The sequence below is a fragment of the Denitratisoma oestradiolicum genome (assembly GCF_902813185.1).
Lineage (GTDB): Bacteria > Pseudomonadota > Gammaproteobacteria > Burkholderiales > Rhodocyclaceae > Denitratisoma > Denitratisoma oestradiolicum.
The window spans coordinates 2,698,278-2,716,223 of record NZ_LR778301.1 but is presented as its reverse complement, the minus strand read 5'-3'; the positions used below and the strand labels follow the sequence as shown (position 1 = coordinate 2,716,223).

Annotated in this window: 9 protein-coding genes; 4 read left to right on the top strand and 5 right to left on the bottom strand. The window is 64.0% G+C overall.

Annotation, left to right across the window (positions count from 1 at the left end; all coding sequences use genetic code 11):
* Positions 1-59: 59 nt before the first annotated feature.
* From DENOEST_RS12255 to DENOEST_RS12235, 5 genes are all read right to left on the bottom strand, one after another.
* The gene (locus DENOEST_RS12255; RefSeq protein ID WP_145771116.1) at positions 60-701 is read right to left on the bottom strand and encodes a hypothetical protein; all 642 of its coding nucleotides are present in this window, start codon (positions 699-701) and stop codon (positions 60-62) included.
* A 423-nt stretch (positions 702-1,124) separates the two neighbouring features.
* On the bottom strand, positions 1,125-2,792 hold the full coding sequence (locus DENOEST_RS12250) for a GspE/PulE family protein (protein ID WP_145771115.1): 1,668 nt from the start codon (positions 2,790-2,792) through the stop codon (positions 1,125-1,127).
* The gene (locus tag DENOEST_RS12245; protein WP_145771114.1) at positions 2,789-3,979 is read right to left on the bottom strand and encodes a type II secretion system F family protein; all 1,191 of its coding nucleotides are present in this window, start codon (positions 3,977-3,979) and stop codon (positions 2,789-2,791) included. Before DENOEST_RS12245 ends, DENOEST_RS12250 begins: the two co-directional genes overlap by 4 nt.
* Before the next feature lie 78 nt (positions 3,980-4,057).
* Positions 4,058-4,483 (bottom strand): type II secretion system major pseudopilin GspG, encoded by a 426-nt coding sequence (gene gspG, locus DENOEST_RS12240; RefSeq protein WP_197970608.1) that lies wholly within the window; start codon positions 4,481-4,483, stop codon positions 4,058-4,060.
* 2 nt (positions 4,484-4,485) lie between these two features.
* On the bottom strand, positions 4,486-5,028 hold the full coding sequence (locus tag DENOEST_RS12235) for a lytic transglycosylase domain-containing protein (RefSeq protein WP_197970607.1): 543 nt from the start codon (positions 5,026-5,028) through the stop codon (positions 4,486-4,488).
* A 436-nt stretch (positions 5,029-5,464) separates the two neighbouring features.
* On the opposite strand from DENOEST_RS12235, the gene DENOEST_RS12230 reads away from it, so the two are divergent.
* The 4 genes from DENOEST_RS12230 to DENOEST_RS12215 all read left to right on the top strand — a co-directional run bounded on the left by DENOEST_RS12230 (position 5,465) and on the right by DENOEST_RS12215 (position 17,753).
* Positions 5,465-8,404, top strand: coding sequence for an RHS repeat domain-containing protein (locus DENOEST_RS12230; RefSeq protein WP_145771111.1), 2,940 nt, complete (start codon positions 5,465-5,467; stop codon positions 8,402-8,404).
* A 50-nt stretch (positions 8,405-8,454) separates the two neighbouring features.
* Entirely contained in the window at positions 8,455-9,948 is a 1,494-nt protein-coding gene (locus DENOEST_RS12225) for an accessory factor UbiK family protein (RefSeq protein WP_145771110.1), read from the top strand.
* Positions 9,949-10,230: 282 nt separating this feature from the next.
* Positions 10,231-17,469 (top strand): RHS repeat-associated core domain-containing protein, encoded by a 7,239-nt coding sequence (locus DENOEST_RS12220; protein ID WP_145771109.1) that lies wholly within the window; start codon positions 10,231-10,233, stop codon positions 17,467-17,469.
* Positions 17,451-17,753 (top strand): hypothetical protein, encoded by a 303-nt coding sequence (locus tag DENOEST_RS12215; protein WP_145771108.1) that lies wholly within the window; start codon positions 17,451-17,453, stop codon positions 17,751-17,753. Before DENOEST_RS12220 ends, DENOEST_RS12215 begins: the two co-directional genes overlap by 19 nt.
* The last annotated feature ends 193 nt before the right edge of the window (positions 17,754-17,946 follow it).

The following is a 17,946-nucleotide window of genomic DNA, read 5'->3' as shown; positions in this document are numbered from 1 at the left end:
CAACACCGATCGTCTGCTGGGCCATGGCGCATAGGGCGATAAATCGATGCCAATCGCTCTCATCGATCCACTCCCGCCAAGGCCATTCGATACCTTGATTTCTCGGAATCCTTGAAATGAGGATTGTCGGTAGCGGGCACGAAGCGCAGCAATCCGTCCCAGCAGCCTTCCAGGTCAGATGGGGGCGTGATGCCCGAGACCCAGACCGGATATCTGGCCTGGGTCTCGCCGTGGGTCAGCCGACAACGTTGCAGCAAAGAGGCGACGGTGGAAGTGGAATCCCCAAGGCGGGCGGTCTGGTACTCAATGAAATTCCGGGCATCATGACCGATCAGGGAAACATCCTGTCGTCCCACCGCGGCAAACCAGACGCCGCTTTCTGGCAGCAATTTCCGCCTTGCGCTGAATTCCCGCATCCAGAAGGGCTGACAACTTGCCAATCGGCATTGCCGCCCCAGCAGCAATGTCTCCAGATTTTCCAGGGGGGAGCGCTCACAGGCGCAAACCAGCATGCGCTGGCCCCTGGCGTCAGGGTTGAAGGCGATCTTCCAGTCTTCTGCCGTCACCCCCAACAGGGCTTCAAGGCGCGCTGCCAGATAGCGCTCCAGTTCGTTCACATTCCGCAGCCCATCGGGCAGCGTTGCCACGAAGCAATGCACCAGTCCATCCCCGAGGGTCAAATGCGCGGACGCCTGTTTCAATCCGGCCTGCTGCATCATCTCTTCCAGCGTGGGGCTCCAGCTTGCGGGGCATGCCCAGTCAAACGTGCCGATGCTTTCCTGCTGAAAACCAATGGACCGGCCATCGATTGCTAGTATCGCAATCTGGTCCCGGTCGATGGAAATGCGCCACTTCCTAGGGTCTGTTCTCATTCAGGCGACGGTCGCGAAGGGGATGAATCGGGTGCAGTGCAAGGCGCGACCGACACCGTTGGGCCGCCCCCAACAAGGAGGGAGTAACGCGGCAATGCGCCCGATTCACCCCCTTCCCTTCGGGTTGCGCCCCAATCCGGCGTCTGCGGCGTTGTCGGGCTTGGCAATGGGACGGCCATTGCCTGCGCCCTCCGCCTTGCATCCTTCCGGATTGGGGCGCAACGCGATCCGCCGACTGAATGAGAACAGACCCTAGGCCTGAAGCGTGACACGGGCGACCTCCTCCAATGTGGTTTCTCCGGCACGGGCCAGATCGAGTGCCGCCTCCCGGAGAAACCGGGTGCCGGCCTTGGCTGCGGCTTGTTTGATGGAGAGGATTGATTCCCGGGCAGCGATCAGCTCCCGCAAGCGGTCGTCGAGGGTCAGAATTTCAGCAATGGCTCTCCGCCCCCGATATCCGGTTCCCCGGCATTCCCCACAGCCCCGTCCCTTGCGGAACCGGTCGTTACGTTGAGGGTCGTGGTGCAGGCCCACGAGGGCCAGCTCTTCAATATCCGGAGCATGGTCCACGGCACATCGGGTACAGATCGTCCTCAACAGACGCTGTGCCCAGACCCCGTTCAGGGCCGAAGTCAGCGCGTAGGGATCGATGCCCATGTGGGTAAACCGGTTGAACACGTCGAATACATTGTTGGCGTGGACGGTCGTCAGCACCAGATGGCCGGTCAGGGCCGACTGGATGGCGATTTCCGCCGTCTCGGCATCGCGTATCTCGCCCACCAGAATCTTGTCCGGATCATGGCGAAGAATGGAGCGCAAGCCCTTGGCGAAGGTCAGGCCCTTTTTTTCATTGACGGGGATTTGCAGCACGCCCGGCAACTCATATTCCACCGGGTCCTCAATGGTGACGATCTTGTCGTGACCATGATTGATTTCAGAAATGGCCGCATAGAGCGTCGTCGTCTTTCCGCTGCCCGTGGGGCCTGTCACCAGCAGCATGCCATAGGGCTGGGCCGCCAGTCGGCGTACCGCCGCCAGGGAGGCAGTATCGAAGCCCAGAATGTCCAGCCGCAACGGATTTCCGTCGGGCACGATGGCATGCTTGTCCAGGAGGCGCAGCACGGCGTCCTCGCCATGAATGCTGGGCATGATGGAAACCCGGATGTCGATGGCCCGCTCCTTGGCGGAAATCTTGAATCTTCCATCCTGGGGAATGCGTCGCTCGGCGATGTCGAGTTCCGCCATCACCTTCAGGCGGGAAATGACCTGTTCTGCCGTATCCTGCCCCGGCAGCGTGGTGGCCGTGGTCAATACGCCATCCACCCGGTAGCGCACGGTGAGCCCGCTGCGGCCGGTCTCGATATGAATGTCGCTGGCACCGGCCCTGAGCGCATCGTAAAGCGTTGAATTGACAATACGGACAATGGGGCTCGCATCCTCGCTGATGGCCTTGAGGGATATTTGCTCTATGCCATGCGCCGAGGATTCGTCGACCCTGGCGTCGGCCACGCTTTCCATGGCTTGGGTGGAATCTTCCAGGGTGGCCAGATAGGCATTGATATCCGCCTTGAGGGCGAGCCTGGTTTCGAAACCACGCTTGGCGCGAGCCGCCAGCCATTTCAGCAAATCGCCATCGAACGGATCGGCGATGACGCCCAACAAGACTTCGCCGTTCCTGAACAGCATGCACTCCCGCTTGAGGGCAAGCTGTAGAGGCAGGAGATCACTGGCGGGTACCAGGCCACGCATTTCCATGGTGTCGGTCACGCCGTAGCCAAAGAGCGCTGCCAGCATTCTCAGCAGATCCGTGGCCGGCGCGCCGGTGCGCTCCTCCAGTTCGGCGAGCACCGAATGGTTTCGCCGCCGGGCGGCGTCACGAGCTTCCTGTACGAAGGGGATGGTGAGCGTGAGGTCCATCATCGAATGCTGGCGGCCAACTCGAATATCGGCATATACAGCAGTACCACCACCAATCCCACAACGCCGCCGATGGCGATCATCAAGGCGGGTTCGAAGGTGCGGGACACCCATTCGATGGCACGGTTGATGTCGGCGTCGTAGAGGCGAGCCGTTCGGTGCAACATTTCGGCCATTCGTCCGGCGTGTTCTCCGACCCTTAGCATCCGGATGCCGACAGGCGTGGTGAGACCTGCCAGTTCAAAGGCCTCTGAAAGGCTTTTCCCTTCCTCGATGAAACGTCTCGCTCTGGCGACGCGCGCCTTCAAGTCCGGCGTGAGCAGTTCCTCAACGAGACCGAGCGCCTGCACCGCCGGCAGTCCGCCTTCCAGCAGCATGCCCAGGGTCAGGTATAGACGGGCCAGATGGAAAACGCGCACGGTTTCGTCAACCGTCGGCAATCGCCGAATCAACAGGGACAACCCGCGGCTCAATTCACCTCGACGGCCCAGCCAGGTCAGTCCGATGATCAGGCCGGCAAATCCCAAGGCGAAGCCTTCGCCATGACGGGACACCAGATTTCCCCATTGCATCAGCAGACTGGAGAGAAACGGCAACTCCCGGCCACTATCCTGGTACACCATCGAGAAGCGTGGAACCACATAGCCCAGCAGGAACAGCGTCACGACTGCACCCACCACTGCGAGAATGACCGGATATACCAGGGCACTCAGTACGCGGGCGCGCAGCGCATCGAAGCGCATCTGGTAATCCGCATAACGCTCCAGGGACTGCTCCAGATGGCTGGTCCGTTCCGCCGCGCGAATGATGCCCACATAGAGTGGTGGGAATACCGTGGGAATTTCCTCCAGGGCCGACGAGAAGCGTTTTCCCTCCCGTAACTGCTGTAGCAGACGCCGCAATACGTCCTGAGCTTCCGGCCGGCGTTCTTTTTCGGCGAGCGCCTCGATTCCTTCGCTGACCGTCAGGCCGGCTTGAAGCAGGGCCAGCAACTCCTGGGTGAAATGGAGCAAGGAAAAGTCGGTGCGCCGCCCCCGCCAGGCGCCGATTCTCAAAGAGCGGCTCGGCGCGATGGACAAGGGGATCAGTCCCTTTGCCGCCAACTGCCGGCGCACTTCCTGTTCATCCAGGGCCTCCAGGGTCAGGGACGCCACTGATCCCTGGGCTTCGGCGCGAATGTCAAAGCGCAAGTCGCTCCCCTGCTGACAGACCGGGAGCGGCTGAGGCGCCGGGGTGATGTGCGGCAATCATTCGACGGAGGAGGCGCGTCATTGGTTGCTGATATCGGCGGTATCGCCACTGCCACCTGCTGCGCCATCCTTGCCATGGGACAGCAGCTCATATTCCAACTTCTCGCCGGGCGAACGATAGACATAGGCGTGTCCCCAGGGATCAAGAGGGACTGCCTTGGCCAGGTAAGGCCCGCCCCATTTCGGCGTTCCGGATGGCGCGGCCAGCAAGGCACTCAGTCCCTGTTCCGTTGTCGGGTAACGGCCGACATCCAGGCGGTACTGGTCCAGGGCCTTCCCAAAAGCATCGATCTGGGCCCGGGCCGCGGTGACCTCCGACTTACCCACCTGGGTGAAGTACTTGGGGCCCACATAGGCCACCAGCAGACCGATGATCGCCACGACCACCAGCAGTTCCAGCAAGGTGAAACCGTCTTGGCGATGCCTGTGAAATGGGTAGTGCATGTTCATTGCTCCGAATCCTGGTAGGCGTGAAATTTCGCCAGTACTGCCGGCACGTAAAGCATGGTTTCGCGGTAGGGCGGCAGACGATGGGCTCGGTCCTCCACTGCGCCTTCCCCGGCGTTGTAGGCGGCCAACGCCAGAGGTAGGTTGCCCTGGAACCGTTTTAGCAACAGGGCGAGATAGCGAGCGCCCGTATCAATGTTGACTGCTGGGTCCGACAACTCGCGTACGCCGAAACGGGCTCCGGTAGCGGGCATCACCTGCATGGCGCCCAGTGCGCCCTTGGCAGACACCGCTCGGGTATTGAAGCCGGATTCCACGGCGATGACGGCCTTGAGCAAGGCCGTCGGCATGTGGTGCCGATAGGCCGCCTCCTGGATCAGTGGTGCAAGCGTGGTCTCGTTTCGATCAGGAGGGGTTCTCTTGCCTGCCGGTGACTTCAGATAAAGCCGATAGCTCTTTTGAGTGGGGTGGCTTGAAAACTGGGGGACCCCCAGCGCCGAATAGGTCATGTAGATGTCGGGAGCCTTCTGGTCACTGGCCAAGGCTGTTTCCTGAAAAGAACAAACCAACGGGAAGATGGCAAGAAACAGCCCGGAACATGGATTACTCATTTGATATATGTCAAAAGATATCAGAGTTAATTTCTGTCACTGTAAATGTGAATGTCAAATGCATCTTGATTATGTGACTCATGAATTAATCAACACGTAAAAATAAAAAATTTTCTTTATTAAACATTGCATTGATGTTTTCAAATGCTGAACAAATATCACCTTCGTAATAGTTTTTCCTGTTTCCGTGATTGACATCGGTATTTGCCGTGGGCATTCTGAAAAAAAAGATAACACAGAAGTCGGTAGGGCGATGGCTTCACTCATCGACATTGCGTGAAAGAGTTGGAAGGTTGGCAATCCGGACTCATCGCTTGTCGAAAACGGATAACACAAAGACACACTCAAGGGCAAAGGGCGCAGACGCATGGGGATCGCAAGGGGAGCGGAGCGGACGGGGCGACGTGCAAGGGCGTGGGGGCTGTGGCTCCTGGCCTGCGCATTCAGCATCGCCGCCCATGCCGGACTTGAACGCTACGACTACGATGCCCTGGGCCGTCTCATCCGGGTCATTGACGAGCAGAACCAGGTCACCGAGTATCGCTACGATGCCGTCGGCAACATCCTCCAGGTAGTCTCGGCGGGAACTCTGGTGCCTCTTTCCGTTTCCTCCATCGCCCCGGCCGTCTTCCGTCGCGGGGATGTTCGGTCGGTCGTGGTTGTCGGTACCAATCTCCTGGGCACTGGGGTGACCACCGTCGATCCGGCCCTGGACATCACCGATGTGCGCAGCGTGGCCGGGCAGATCGATTTCGTGCTCGGTGTAGGAAGCGCCGCCGCCTTGGGGCCGGGGACGCTGACCATCCGTTCCGCCGCCGGCAGCGCCAGCGCTGCCATCACCATAGCGCCTGTCCTGCCCCGCCTCACCGTCGAACCCACTCCCCTGGCCATACCGCCGGACAACACCAACCATCAATTCACCCTGCGTCTCAGCTCCTCGGACACCATCGATCACACCGTGGGCCTGTCGGCGTCCAATGCCAACATCGCCGTATCGCCGTCCTCGGTCACCATTCCCAGCGGCCAGACCAGCGTCATGGCCGGTATCACGGGCGTCATCGAGGGGCAGTCCAGCGTGGTGCTCAACTCCGCCACCCTGGGCAACAGCGCCGTGCCGGTCTATGTCACCGCCGATTTCGCCGGCCTCAACACCAGCTTTGCGCCACCCCTGGGCGTGGTGCTCACCCCGCCGGAAAGCGGAACACCTCCAATCGCCCTGGGTCCCTTTGTTTCAAGAATTCTGGGCGTCGTCACGGGCGACCATCTCCTGTCCCTCGCGCCCAAGGCAGTCCAGGTGGGCAGTGGACCTCAGCCCCTCACCATCAGCGGCTCCGGGCTTGTGACCGCGCAAAGCGTTGCCGTAATGCCGGCTGACGGCCTGACCCTGGGATCCCTTGCCATCGCGCCGGATGGAAAATCCGCCACCGTCCCCATCACCGTTGCTGCGGACGCCCCCACCACCCGTCGCCAACTGGTGCTGAGGAACGCCGCCGGCCTAGCCTTCGCCGCAGCCTCACCCGAGGCCGACCGCTTCGACGTGGTGCCGCCCCAGCCTGAAATCCTTTCCATGGACCCGCTGTTCGGCACGCCCGGCACCACGCTGACGCTCTCGCTCCGGGGCAACAACCTGACGGGCGCGCAGCAGGTCGTCTTCCAGCCCGATGCGGGCATCACCGCCAGCGACACCCCCACGGTCAGCGCCGACGGCAAGACCCTGACCACGCCGGTGACCATTCCGCCGGCTGCGCCCATCGGCGCCTATGCCGTCAGCGTCGTCACGGCCGGCGGCAGTTCCAGCACCGTGGCCGGCGATATCAACACCTTCCGCGTCGTCAACGAAATCCAGGGGGCGGTGACCCCGGTGGTCTCTCCGCTGCTCGGCGTTGTGGTGGAAAGCCTGGGCGGCGGCGGCACGTCACCGCTTTATCCGGTCTATGCCAAACCCGTGGGCGTGGCGGTGGGCGCCGTGGCCACCGGCATCGCGCCGGCCGTCGGCATCATCGGCGAAACCCTGACGGTTACTGTTCGAGGCACTGGCCTTCAGGGCATCACGGCCGCCCAATTCCTGCCATCCACCGGCCTGGTGGTGGGCGGTCCCATCGTCGCAGGGGACGGCTCATCCCTGACCTTCACTGTCGCCATCGATCCGGCGGCGCCCCAGGCGCTACGTACCGTCCGCCTGCTGGCCGGCACCGTCGTGGTCCCCTTTGCCGGCAATGGCGCCGACCTGTTCCTGGTCTCCGCGCCCGTGCCGAGAATCGAATCCGTCACCCCCAACGTCTGGCAGACCGGCCAGAATGGGCTGGTGGTCACCGTGCGCGGGCGGGATCTCAAGCCCGTTACCGGCGTTCGGCTCGAACCGGCCGATGGCGTCAGCTTCAGCGCCCCGGTCATTGATGCCACGGGCACCCTCCTGACCACCAATGCCAACATCGCGGCGGGTACGAACATTGGTCCTCGCGCCTTGATCCTCACCAACACCGGCGGTGATTCAAACCTCGAAGCGACCCCAGCCAACACCGTCACCCTCTCCGCCATGGCTGGCCAGACCTTCACGCCGGTGGTCTCACCGCTCCTGGGCGTGAGGGTGGGCGAAACTGTTCCACCGAATACCTCGGCGCCCCTGGGGCCCTTCGTGTCTCCCCTGCTTGGCGTCGTCCTGGGCGAGCCGGTCCCCGTGAGCACCGCCGTCGACACCTTCGCCCGGCCCCTGGGCGTGGCTGTCGGTTCCGTAGTCATTGCCACCGAACCGCCGGCCTTCATCCGTGGCGCCACCGGTACCCTTACGCTTCACGGTCAGGCCCTGGACGGCGCCACTGGGATTACGGTCAACCCGGCCAACGGAATCACCCTGGGGGCGCCAGCGATCTCCCCGGACGGCAGTACTCTCCAGGCATCTATTACCGTGGCCATCGATGCCGCCCTGGGCGCGCGGGATATCGTTGTCAGCAACGCAAGCGGGCGCATCCCCTATGCCAACAGCACGGCTCCGCGCCTGCAGGTCGGCGTTGGCGTTCCGGTACTGGATTCCATCACGCCCATCCTTGCCAATCAGGGCGACCGGGTCAGCCTCACCATCCGTGGCAACAATTTCACCGGCGCCACGGCGGTTCGCATCGTGCCCGCCGATGGCGTCCAGATGTCCAACACTCCCGTGGTGGACGCCACAGGCACCCAGATCACCGTGGATTTCGCCATCGCCGCCAACGCCCCCTTGGGCGCCCGGGTCATCCAGGTGCTCGTGCCGGGGGCCGAGAGCACTGCCGATCCGGTACCCGCCAATACCTTCACCATCTACGCCCCATGACAACCCCAAACATCCCTGCTGGCATAACCTCTCGTGGAAAGGAACTTCCCATGAACCCCACCTTCCTTCAACGCACCCTGATCGCAACCCTGTTGGCGCCGGCCCTGGCCTGGGCCTTCAACAGTGGCAGCACGGGCGCCGATGGCGATTTTTCACCCACGGTGAACACCGAAGTCCAGTTGCCGCCTTCCGGGGTATTCAACTTTGGTACTGTCAATATCCCCTCGGGGATCACGGTAACCTTCAAGCGGAATGTGGCCAATACGCCAGTGACCATCCTTTCCACGGGTAATGTCAGCATCGCTGGAACATTGAGTCTTAGCGGAACACGCGGCGCCAATGCCGGCGCTTCCGGTGACGGCAGCCTCGGTGACGACGGTCAACCTGGCAAGGGCGCCGCCGGAGGGTTCGACGGTGGTAGTGGCGGTCGTGCGGGGGCAACTGCAGCCGAGCGCAATGGAGGGCCGGGCAATGGGCCCGGCGGAGGTGGCGCCGGATTTCTCAACACAACCAACAACACCGTTTACAACGGTGCAGGAGGTGTTTTTGGAACTAGTCCTAGCACTTGGAGTTGTTCTGCTGGGCCAGGGGCTGCATACGGATCGAACTTGTTGCTTCCCCTGATCGGTGGCTCGGGTGGTGGTGGCGGCGGCGGCGGCGTCAACTTTACCGGCGGGGCGGGTGGCGGTGGCGGTGGCGCCATCCTCATCGCGGCATCGGGTACCCTCACCGTGACCGGAGCCATCCTGGCCAATGGTGCCGCTGGGGGTGATTCCTTCGGTGACGGCGCGGGCAGCATGGGCGGCGGCGGTAGCGGCGGCGCAATCCGGCTGATGGCCACGAGCATTGCAGGGAATGGAACCATCAGTGCTGTGAACAGTGGTGTGCCGGCAACCAGAAATAACTGGACGACCGCGGGTTATACCGTGTGTGGCACAAGTAACGGAGGGGCAACAACCGGCCTCGTAGGCAGTTCCGGCCGCATCCGCCTTGAGGCAGAAACCATTACTCGTACCGCAGCAACAACACCGTCAGCCAGTATTGGCGTGCCCGGCGCACTCTTTGTCAGCGGACTGCCCGGTCTGGTCATTACCAGTGTCGCCGGCGTCGCCGCGCCAGCGGCCCCGACAGGCGTTGCGGATATCACCCTGCCAGCGAATACGGCCAATCCCGTCACGGTAACTTTCACGACGACGGGCGTTCCGGTCGGCAACACCGTCAAGTTGACCGTTACGCCTCAGTACGGGCAGACAAGCAGCGCCATCAGTCCCGCGCTCACCGGCACCACCGAAAGCGCCACCGCCAGCGTCCAGATCACCCTGCCCGCCGGCCCGAGCACCCTCCAGGCCCAGACCACCTACACCATCGTCGCGGCCCTGGGCGATGCCCTCAGTACCTACGCCAACAACGAGCGGGTGGAAAAAGTCACCCTGACCGCCGCTCTCGGCAAGCTGGGCACCGTCACCCTGATCACCACCAGCGGCAAGGAATTCGAAGTCCCCGCCGCCGTGCTGGCCCAGGCCCAGGAAAAACTTCGGGGCTGATTGGGATAGCCCCGGAAACAACCGTCTTTCAGGCAACCGACCGAGCGGAACACGATGGCACAAAGCAATGTCCTCCAAGTTATTGAGGCGGCCGCAATCAACTTGAAACCATTTCTTGAGCCCCCGTCTCAAGAAATGTCCCATGGACAAAAGACAGTCCCCTCTCCCCTTGTGGGAGAGGGACAGGGAGAGGGGGGAAGCTCGTCCCTGCACCGATACACCCCTCACCCCAACCCGCTCTCCCACAGGGACTTCCTTCGGTCGCCGCAAGGGGAGAGGGAGTTGCTTGCCACCTGTGGCGCCTTCCGGTGGCTTGCTGCCTTTCTGTCGATCCTGGTCTGCCTGATTCCCTCCCTGGCCCCCGCCAAGGAAGGCGATTCTTCAAAGACGGCTGTCCGCACTCTCCTCTTCGGCCCCCAGACCTACGTCGCAGGTGCCCCGGCGCAACGGGAGGAGAGCTTCGACATTCCCGAAGGCGTGATCGCCCCCTTTGTGCTGTGGATCGAAAGCGGCGAGGACGGGGAGGGGAGGAACGGCCCATCGAAACAAGCCTCGCAACTCAAGGCCAGCATCGAGCTGAACGGCGTCACCGTGGTGCCTCTTGCGCGCTTTCCCAACGACGCGGCCGAGTTTGAAGTCAGCCTCAAACCGAAGGGCAACCGGCTGCGCATCCTCATGCCCGTCACTGGCAAGGGCAAACGGCCCTGGCAATTCACCCTGAGCGTCCTGGGCCGGGCCAGTCCCAGCGTCCCCGTCAGCCTTGCGCCCGACCCCCTGGCCCTGGGCACCGGCGCCGAGGGCCGGCTCATCGCCACCCTGACACCGTCGCCCCGGCAGTCCGGGCGTTTGACCGTCGCGACCGACGACACCACCATCGTCAAAGTGCCCGCCAGCGTCGAATTCGAGCGCCACCAAAGCCAGGTGCGAATTCCCGTCAAGGCCCGGGGGCCGGGCCATGCCCAGGTCCAGGCCAGCCTCGACGGCGCCAGCGTCAGCGCCGCCGTTCAGGTCATTCCCCGGGGCGTCCGCGTCACCGCGCTGGAACCGGCCCGCCTGACCTTGGCCGCAGGCGCCACCGGCAGCCTCGCCGTGCGCCTCAACGCCGCCCGGAACAACGACGTTGCCGTGGACCTCACGAGCCAACCTCCGGGCCGCGTCTCGCTGCCCGCCCGCGTCACCGTCCCCGCCGGCGAAACCCGCGCCCGCTTTGCCCTCACCGCCCGCCAGGCCGGCAGCGCCCGGATCGTCGCCCGGCTCAACAAGAGCGAAGCAAGCAGCCTCGTCACCGTCAGCGGCAGCCTGCCCAGCGTCGTCGGCCTCGCGCCCACCACCGCCACCCTCAACCTGGGCACCGCCACCGACCTGGAACTCACCCTCTCCGCCGCTCCCGCTACCCCCCTGGACGTCCAGATTACCGCCAGTCCAGAAGGTCTCGTCGCCGTGCCCGCCACGGTCACCGTGCCTGCCGGTACCCCTCGCGCCACCTTCCCCGTCGCCGCCGTGGGCTTCGGCCAGGCCACCGTCACCGCCCGGGCCAACGGCGGCAGCGCCGCCAGCCTCCTGCAAGTGGTCCCCGTGGACCTCAAACTCGTCGGTCTGAGTCCCACCCCCCTGCGCCTGACCGTGGGCGCCATCGCCACCCTGGGCGTAGACATCAATGCCATCCAGCCCGGCAACACCGACATCGCCCTTACCGTCGCCCCGGAAGGCATCGTCGCCGTGCCGCCCAGCGTCACCCTTCCCCAGGGCCAGACCCATGCCGACTTCACCGTCACCGGCCTGATCCCGGGAGACGCGATTCTCACCGCCACCGCCAACGCCAACGGCATCCCGACCACCCAGGCCACCGCCGCCCTCCATGTCTCTCCCCAGCCCGCCCACCTGGTCTCCCTGCTGCCCAACCCCCTGCCCCTGCAACAGGGCGCCGCCGGCAGCCTGAGCCTGGCCATCGACACCGCCCAGGAAACCGACACCGACATCCCCCTCACCAACGACGCCCCCGCCATCGTCCAGGCCCCGGAGATCGTGACCCTCCCCGCCGGCCAGACGAGCACCGGCATTCCCCTCCTGGCCCTGGCCCCCGGCAGCGCCCAACTGAGCGTCACCCTCAACGGCAGCCGCCTCGTCACCCGAGTGGACGTGAGCCCGCCACCCCCCGTCGTCATCGGCTTCACCCCACCCCAGCTCACCCTGCCCAAGGGCCGCCCCGGTGGTCTGCATGTGCTGCTCGACCGCGCCCCCAACGCCCCCGTGACCGTCGCCCTTCTGAGCAGCGCCCCTGCCATCGCCGCCGTGCCCGCCAGCGTCACCGTCCCGGCCGGCGCCCTGGAGGCCGAATTCCCCGTCAGTGCCCTGGCCGAAGGCAGCGCCACCATCACCGCCAACCTGAATGGCGCCAGCGTCAGTACCACCGTCACCATCGCCCCGCCCGAACCCTCCGCCCTCGTCATCGCCCCCCAGAATCCCACCGTCTTCGCCACCGACAGCATCGCGCTGAGCGCCACCACCACCCTGACCGACGGCAGCGAACGGGACGACACCGCCCGCGTCGCCTGGACCGTGGCCGACCCCGCCATTGCCAGCATTGCCAGCGACGGCACCCTCTCCGCCCTGGCGGCCGGCGCCACCCCCTTCCAGGCCCGGCTCGACTACACCGACAGCCAGGGCGCGCCGGGTCACCTGGCGCAAAGCACCTCCCTGACCGTCAAAGCCGCTTCCGCCCTGGGCCTGTCCACCGCCACCGGCACCCTCACCGTCGGCGAAAGCGCCGACGTCATCGTCACCAGCGCCGACCCCGCCGACAGCCGGGGCCTGGCCGTCACCCTGACCACCGATGTCCCCGGCCTGGACCTGCCCGCCACGGTGCGCATCGAGCCGGGGCAGGGGAGCGCCGTCTTCCGCGTCACCGCCGTGGCGCCGGGCACCCCGACCCTCAGCGCCAGCGCCCCCGGCCGCACCCCCGCCCGCCTGAGCTTCACCCTGCGTCCCCCCTACGGCATCACCGGCATGACGCCGACGGCCGGCCCCGTCGGCACCCCGGTCACACTGACCGGCATCAACTTCGATCCCGACCCTGCCAAAAACGACGTGCGTTTCAACGGCGAACGGGCCGTGGTGGGCAGCGCCCGCCTGACCGAACTCAAGGTCATCGTCCCCGTCCGTGCCGGCAGCGGCCCCGTGACGCTCACCACCACACGGGGTCTCGCCACCGCCCCCAGCCCCTTCGAGGTCCAGGCCCTCCAGGGCTTCGACATCCGCCTGGCCCCCGCCGCCGTGCAGATTCCCCTGGGCGGCAATGGCGCCACCCGCGTAACACTCGCCAGCGTGGGCCTCGCCGCCTATCGCCAGGGCGTGAGCCTCGCCGTGACCGGCCTGCCGCCGGGCCTCACCGCCCAGGCCGTGCCGGTCCAACTGGCCGCCGGCAGCGACGTCATGCTCAACTTCAGCGCCGCCACGGGTGTCGCTCCCGGTAATTACAGTCTCACCATCACCGGCACCGGCCCCCTGGACCTGGGCACTGCCACCCGCAGCGCCCCCCTGAGCGTGACCGTGCTGGACGCCTCGGCCACCACCGTGAGCGGGCGGGTGCTCCACGCCGAAGACGACCGCCCCTTCGTGGGCGCCCGTCTCCGCCTGGGGGGCCAGGAAACCTACACTGACGAAACCGGCGCCTACCGTTTCCTGAATCCTGCGGTCCTGGGGGACCAGGTCATCCTCATCGACGGCCACACCGCCAACACCGAGGCCCTGCGCTACCCCTCCGCCATCGCCATGCCCGTCATGATCCAGGCCGGACGAGACAACCTGGCCTTGACCAGCTACCTCCAGGCCGTGGATGCCGCCAAGGCCGTGACCATTGTTCCTGGCCAGGCCACCAGCGTCATGATGGCCGATCTCCCCAATTACAGCCTCAACATTCCCCAGGGCGCCATTCTTTACGGCTGGGACGGCACCCCCGTCACCCAGATCAACGTGCGCACCGTGCCGGTGGACCGGCTGCCCATCAAGCCCCTACCCGAAGGCGTGGAAGCCCGCACTGTCTATCTGTACTACTTCTTCCGAGAAGGGGGTGCCAACCCCACCCAGCCCATTCCCGTCACCCTGATCAACGACACCGACGCCGAGCCCGGCGAGAAAGTGGAGCTTTGGTACTACGACGAATCCACCCGCCCCGACCCCAACAGCAACCAATGGCGTGTCATGGGCCTGGGCACCGTCTCCGACGACGGCAAGCGCATCGTCTCCGACCCGGGTGTTGGCATTCCCAAATTCTGTTGCGGCGCCGGCTTTGCGCGGAACAACCGACCCACGCGTGACCAGGGCGGCAAGGGCGGCGACGGGAAAGGCCCGACGTCGTGCAATCCGGTGGACCTGGCCAGCGGCAACAACCTGGCCTTCCAGAATCGGCCCTTCGGCATCGCGGGGCGGATGCCCCTGAACCTGGACCTGCAATACCGCTCCACCAACCGATTCCTCAGCAACTTCGGTCGCGGGGTCACCTTCGCCTACGACTGGGGCATCCGCGCCCAGGCCGACGTCATCGTGCTGATCTCCCCTGACGGCATCCGCTACGTCCTCTCGAAGGAAGCCGATGGTCTCTACCGCCAGCGGGAAGGCAGGGCCGGCGCCCAGGGCTGGGAAGCCTGGCGCACTGGCACCGGCACGACGGTGAGATTCCCCGACGGCCGGGAAATGGACTTCGGCCTGATGAGTAACCTGGCGGCAATCCGGGACCCCAACGGCAACCGGACCACCTTCACCCTGAGCCCCACCACCGGACTGATCGAAACCCTCACCGACCCCGGCGGTCGGACCTACCGCTTCGAAGGCGTTCCCTTCGGCACCGACGGTATCGCCGTGGCCAGCATCACCGACGACCTGGGTCGCCGTCTGGGCCTGGAGATCAACCGCACCAACGGCAACCTGACCCGGCTGACCGACCCGGCCGGTTACGTCACCACCTACGAATACGACAGCAACAGCCGCATCAGCCGGCGCATCGATCCACGGGGCTACAGCCGGCAGTTCTTCTATGGCGACTATGGCCGCACCCTCAAGGAAATCCTGGAAGACGGCAGCGAGGTCAACTACGCCTACGGCGCCCTGGGCAGCCAGGTCGTCGAGACCCGCATGACCGACGCCAATGGACAGACCACCGCCTACCGCTGGAACGGCCAGGGCTATCCCACCCGCACCACCGACCCCCTGGGCCGCAGCACCACCGAAACCCGGGACTTCACCAAAAACCTGCTCCTGGCCAGAACCGACCCCCTGGGCCGCAGCACTCGGTACACCTACGACGCCAAGGGCAACCGAACCAGCGTCAAGGACTCGCAAGGCAACCTCACCCTCTACGACTACGATCCGGTCTTCAACAAACCCACCCGCATCACCGACCCCCTGGGCAACGTCACCCAACACGCCTACGACGGCCAGGGCAACCTCATCGCCACCACCACCCCAGAAAACGAGACCACCCGGTTCACCTACACCCCCCAGGGCCAGGTGGAAACCGTCACCGACCCCCTGGGCCGCGTCACCCGGATGACCTACGACCCCCAGGGCAACCTGATCCGGACCACCAACCCCCAGGGCAACAGCACCGACCTGGCCTACGACGCCGCCAACCGCCTGGCCCAAATCACCAGCCCCAGCGGCCTCACCGCCCGGCGGGCCTACGACGTGCTGGACCGCCTCAGCGAAACCACCGACCCACAGGGCAACGTCACCCGAATAACCTACGACCCCCAGGACCGGCTCCTCTCCCTGACCGACCCCCTCGGCCACGCGGTGGAGACCAATACCTGGGACGCCCGGGGAAGATTGGCCCAACGCACCGACGCCCAGGGCCAGAGCAGCACCTGGACCTACGACGGCAACGGCAACCCGCTCACCGCCACCGACCGCCAGGGCCGTATCACCCGCTATGCCCACGACGCCGCCAACCGCCTGAGCGAAGTCAGCGACCCGGAAGGGCGGACCACCCGCTACGACTACGACCTCGCGGACAACTTGGCCCGCATCTCCGACAACCGCAGCGGCGACCTGCTCTTCAGCTACGACGAGCAAGACCGCCTGACCCGCATCGCCAGCGACCAGGGCACTGTCGAATACCGCTACGACGTGCTGGGACGGCGCACCCAGCGCCTCATCAACGGCGGCGACCCCACTGACTATCGGTACGACCGGGCCGGGCGCATCACCCAAATCACCTACCGGGGCAAGACCGTCAGCTACCAATACGACCCAGCGGGCCGCCTCATCAAGAAGACCCTGCCCAACGGAATCACCCAGCAATACACCTGGGACAACGGCGACCGCCTGACTCAGCTCAAGATCGCCAAAGCCGACGGCACCCCGCTCGAAACCCTGGACTACCAGTACGACGCCGACGGCAAGCGCATCCAGAAGAACAGCGGCGGGTCGAGCCAGCCCGAAACCCCCATGGCGGCCAGCTACGATCAAGCCAACCGTTTGACCCAACTCACCCTGAACCCCAACACCCCAAATGCGAAGACCTACACCCTGAGCTACGACCCCCAGGGCAATCTCACCCGGAAGCAGAACAGCAACGATCCCCAGGACAGCACCACCTACACCTGGGATGCGAGGGGACGGCTGACCCAACTGCAAAGCCCCACCCACCAGGCCAGCTTCCAGTACGACCCCCTGGGCCGGCGGATATCTAAGACCGTGAATGGCAGTACCGTGCAGTATCTCTACGACGGGCAGCAGGCCATCGCCGAGATCAGGAACAACGCCGTGGAGGCCACCTACCACACCGGCATTGCATTGGATGAAGTGCTGGCGAGGTACGCCGCCTCAGGCAACCGCACCCTGCTCACCGACGCCCTGGGCAGCGTGATCGCCCAGACGGATGAGAACCAGAGCCCGAGCAATTGGTACGCTTACAGCCCGTATGGCGAAACCCAGACCATCGGCCCGGATAATGGAAACCCGCTGCAATACACCGGGCGGGAGAATGATGGGACGGGGCTTTACTATTACCGGGCCAGGTACTTTGATCCCGTTGGGAAACAGTGGCTGAGTGACGATCCGATTGGCCTTGCCGGCGGCCTCAATCAGAGGGCGTATGTCAGTGGGGATCCGGTGAGTAATACGGATCCGACGGGGCTAGTCAAAGTTCATGGAAACTGGTGCGGTCCAGATTGGACTGGTGGATTTGAAAAGCCATGGGATGAGCTATCTGTAGCAGAACGTGCCAGTGTTATGGCACCGAGAGATGATCTCGATACCGCGTGCATGGTTCACGATATGTGTTATGCATCTTGCCGAAATAAAGGTGAATGTGGGGGTGGGGATTACCTAAAACGTGAAACATGTATGAAAGCTTGCGATGATGCCCTTGCAATCGAAGCCGGTAAATATGGTGGATTAGATGGTTTTGCTGTTAGTCAGGCAATGAGGCGGCCAGGGCCTAGAACGAATATGACATATGAGGACATTAGTAATATGGCACCCATACAACCGGGAAGAAAGCTATGGAACGCGAGGAAATAGTTCCAGGTTGGGTCGAAACCGTTGGGCGGTTGCTCTGCGCAATTAGGGTTTCGTTGTTTTTATTTATCGAATTTTCTAGCCCTGCAATGGGCGGTGCACAATGGCAACTCGGCTATATGTATATATGGATTGTGGACCTTCCCGTCACTGTGCTTTATTGGTGGCTACCTACTCCGATTGGCGAGGCCATCATTGGTCCAATGTGGTGGTATCTCATACCAAGGCTTCTATGGTGGGTATGCCATAAGGTAAAAGAAAAAATTAAAAGCAATAAGGGATCTTGAGAAAATTGATTTTGAATATCCAATAGTTTCCTTCTCCCGTGGACGTCTCCCTTCTATTCCTCCTCACCTGCCTACTTCTGACGGCAGCGTTCCTCTTCTCCCCGTTCCGGCTGTTCCCCGCCTTCCCTCGTCGTTTCCCCCTTCGCATCAATCCCCGTCTGCCGTCGTACCGTGAATCAGCGCAAAGAAGCCT

What these genes read in the sequence shown, in the direction of transcription:
- gspG (WP_197970608.1), bottom strand. Translation starts at nt 4,483, where the DNA reads ATGCACTACCCATTTCACAGGCATCGCCAAGACGGTTTCACCTTGCTG.
- DENOEST_RS12250 (WP_145771115.1), bottom strand. Translation starts at nt 2,792, where the DNA reads ATGATGGACCTCACGCTCACCATCCCCTTCGTACAGGAAGCTCGTGAC.
- DENOEST_RS12230 (WP_145771111.1), top strand. Translation starts at nt 5,465, where the DNA reads ATGGGGATCGCAAGGGGAGCGGAGCGGACGGGGCGACGTGCAAGGGCG.
- DENOEST_RS12225 (WP_145771110.1), top strand. Translation starts at nt 8,455, where the DNA reads ATGAACCCCACCTTCCTTCAACGCACCCTGATCGCAACCCTGTTGGCG.
- DENOEST_RS12215 (WP_145771108.1), top strand. Translation starts at nt 17,451, where the DNA reads ATGGAACGCGAGGAAATAGTTCCAGGTTGGGTCGAAACCGTTGGGCGG.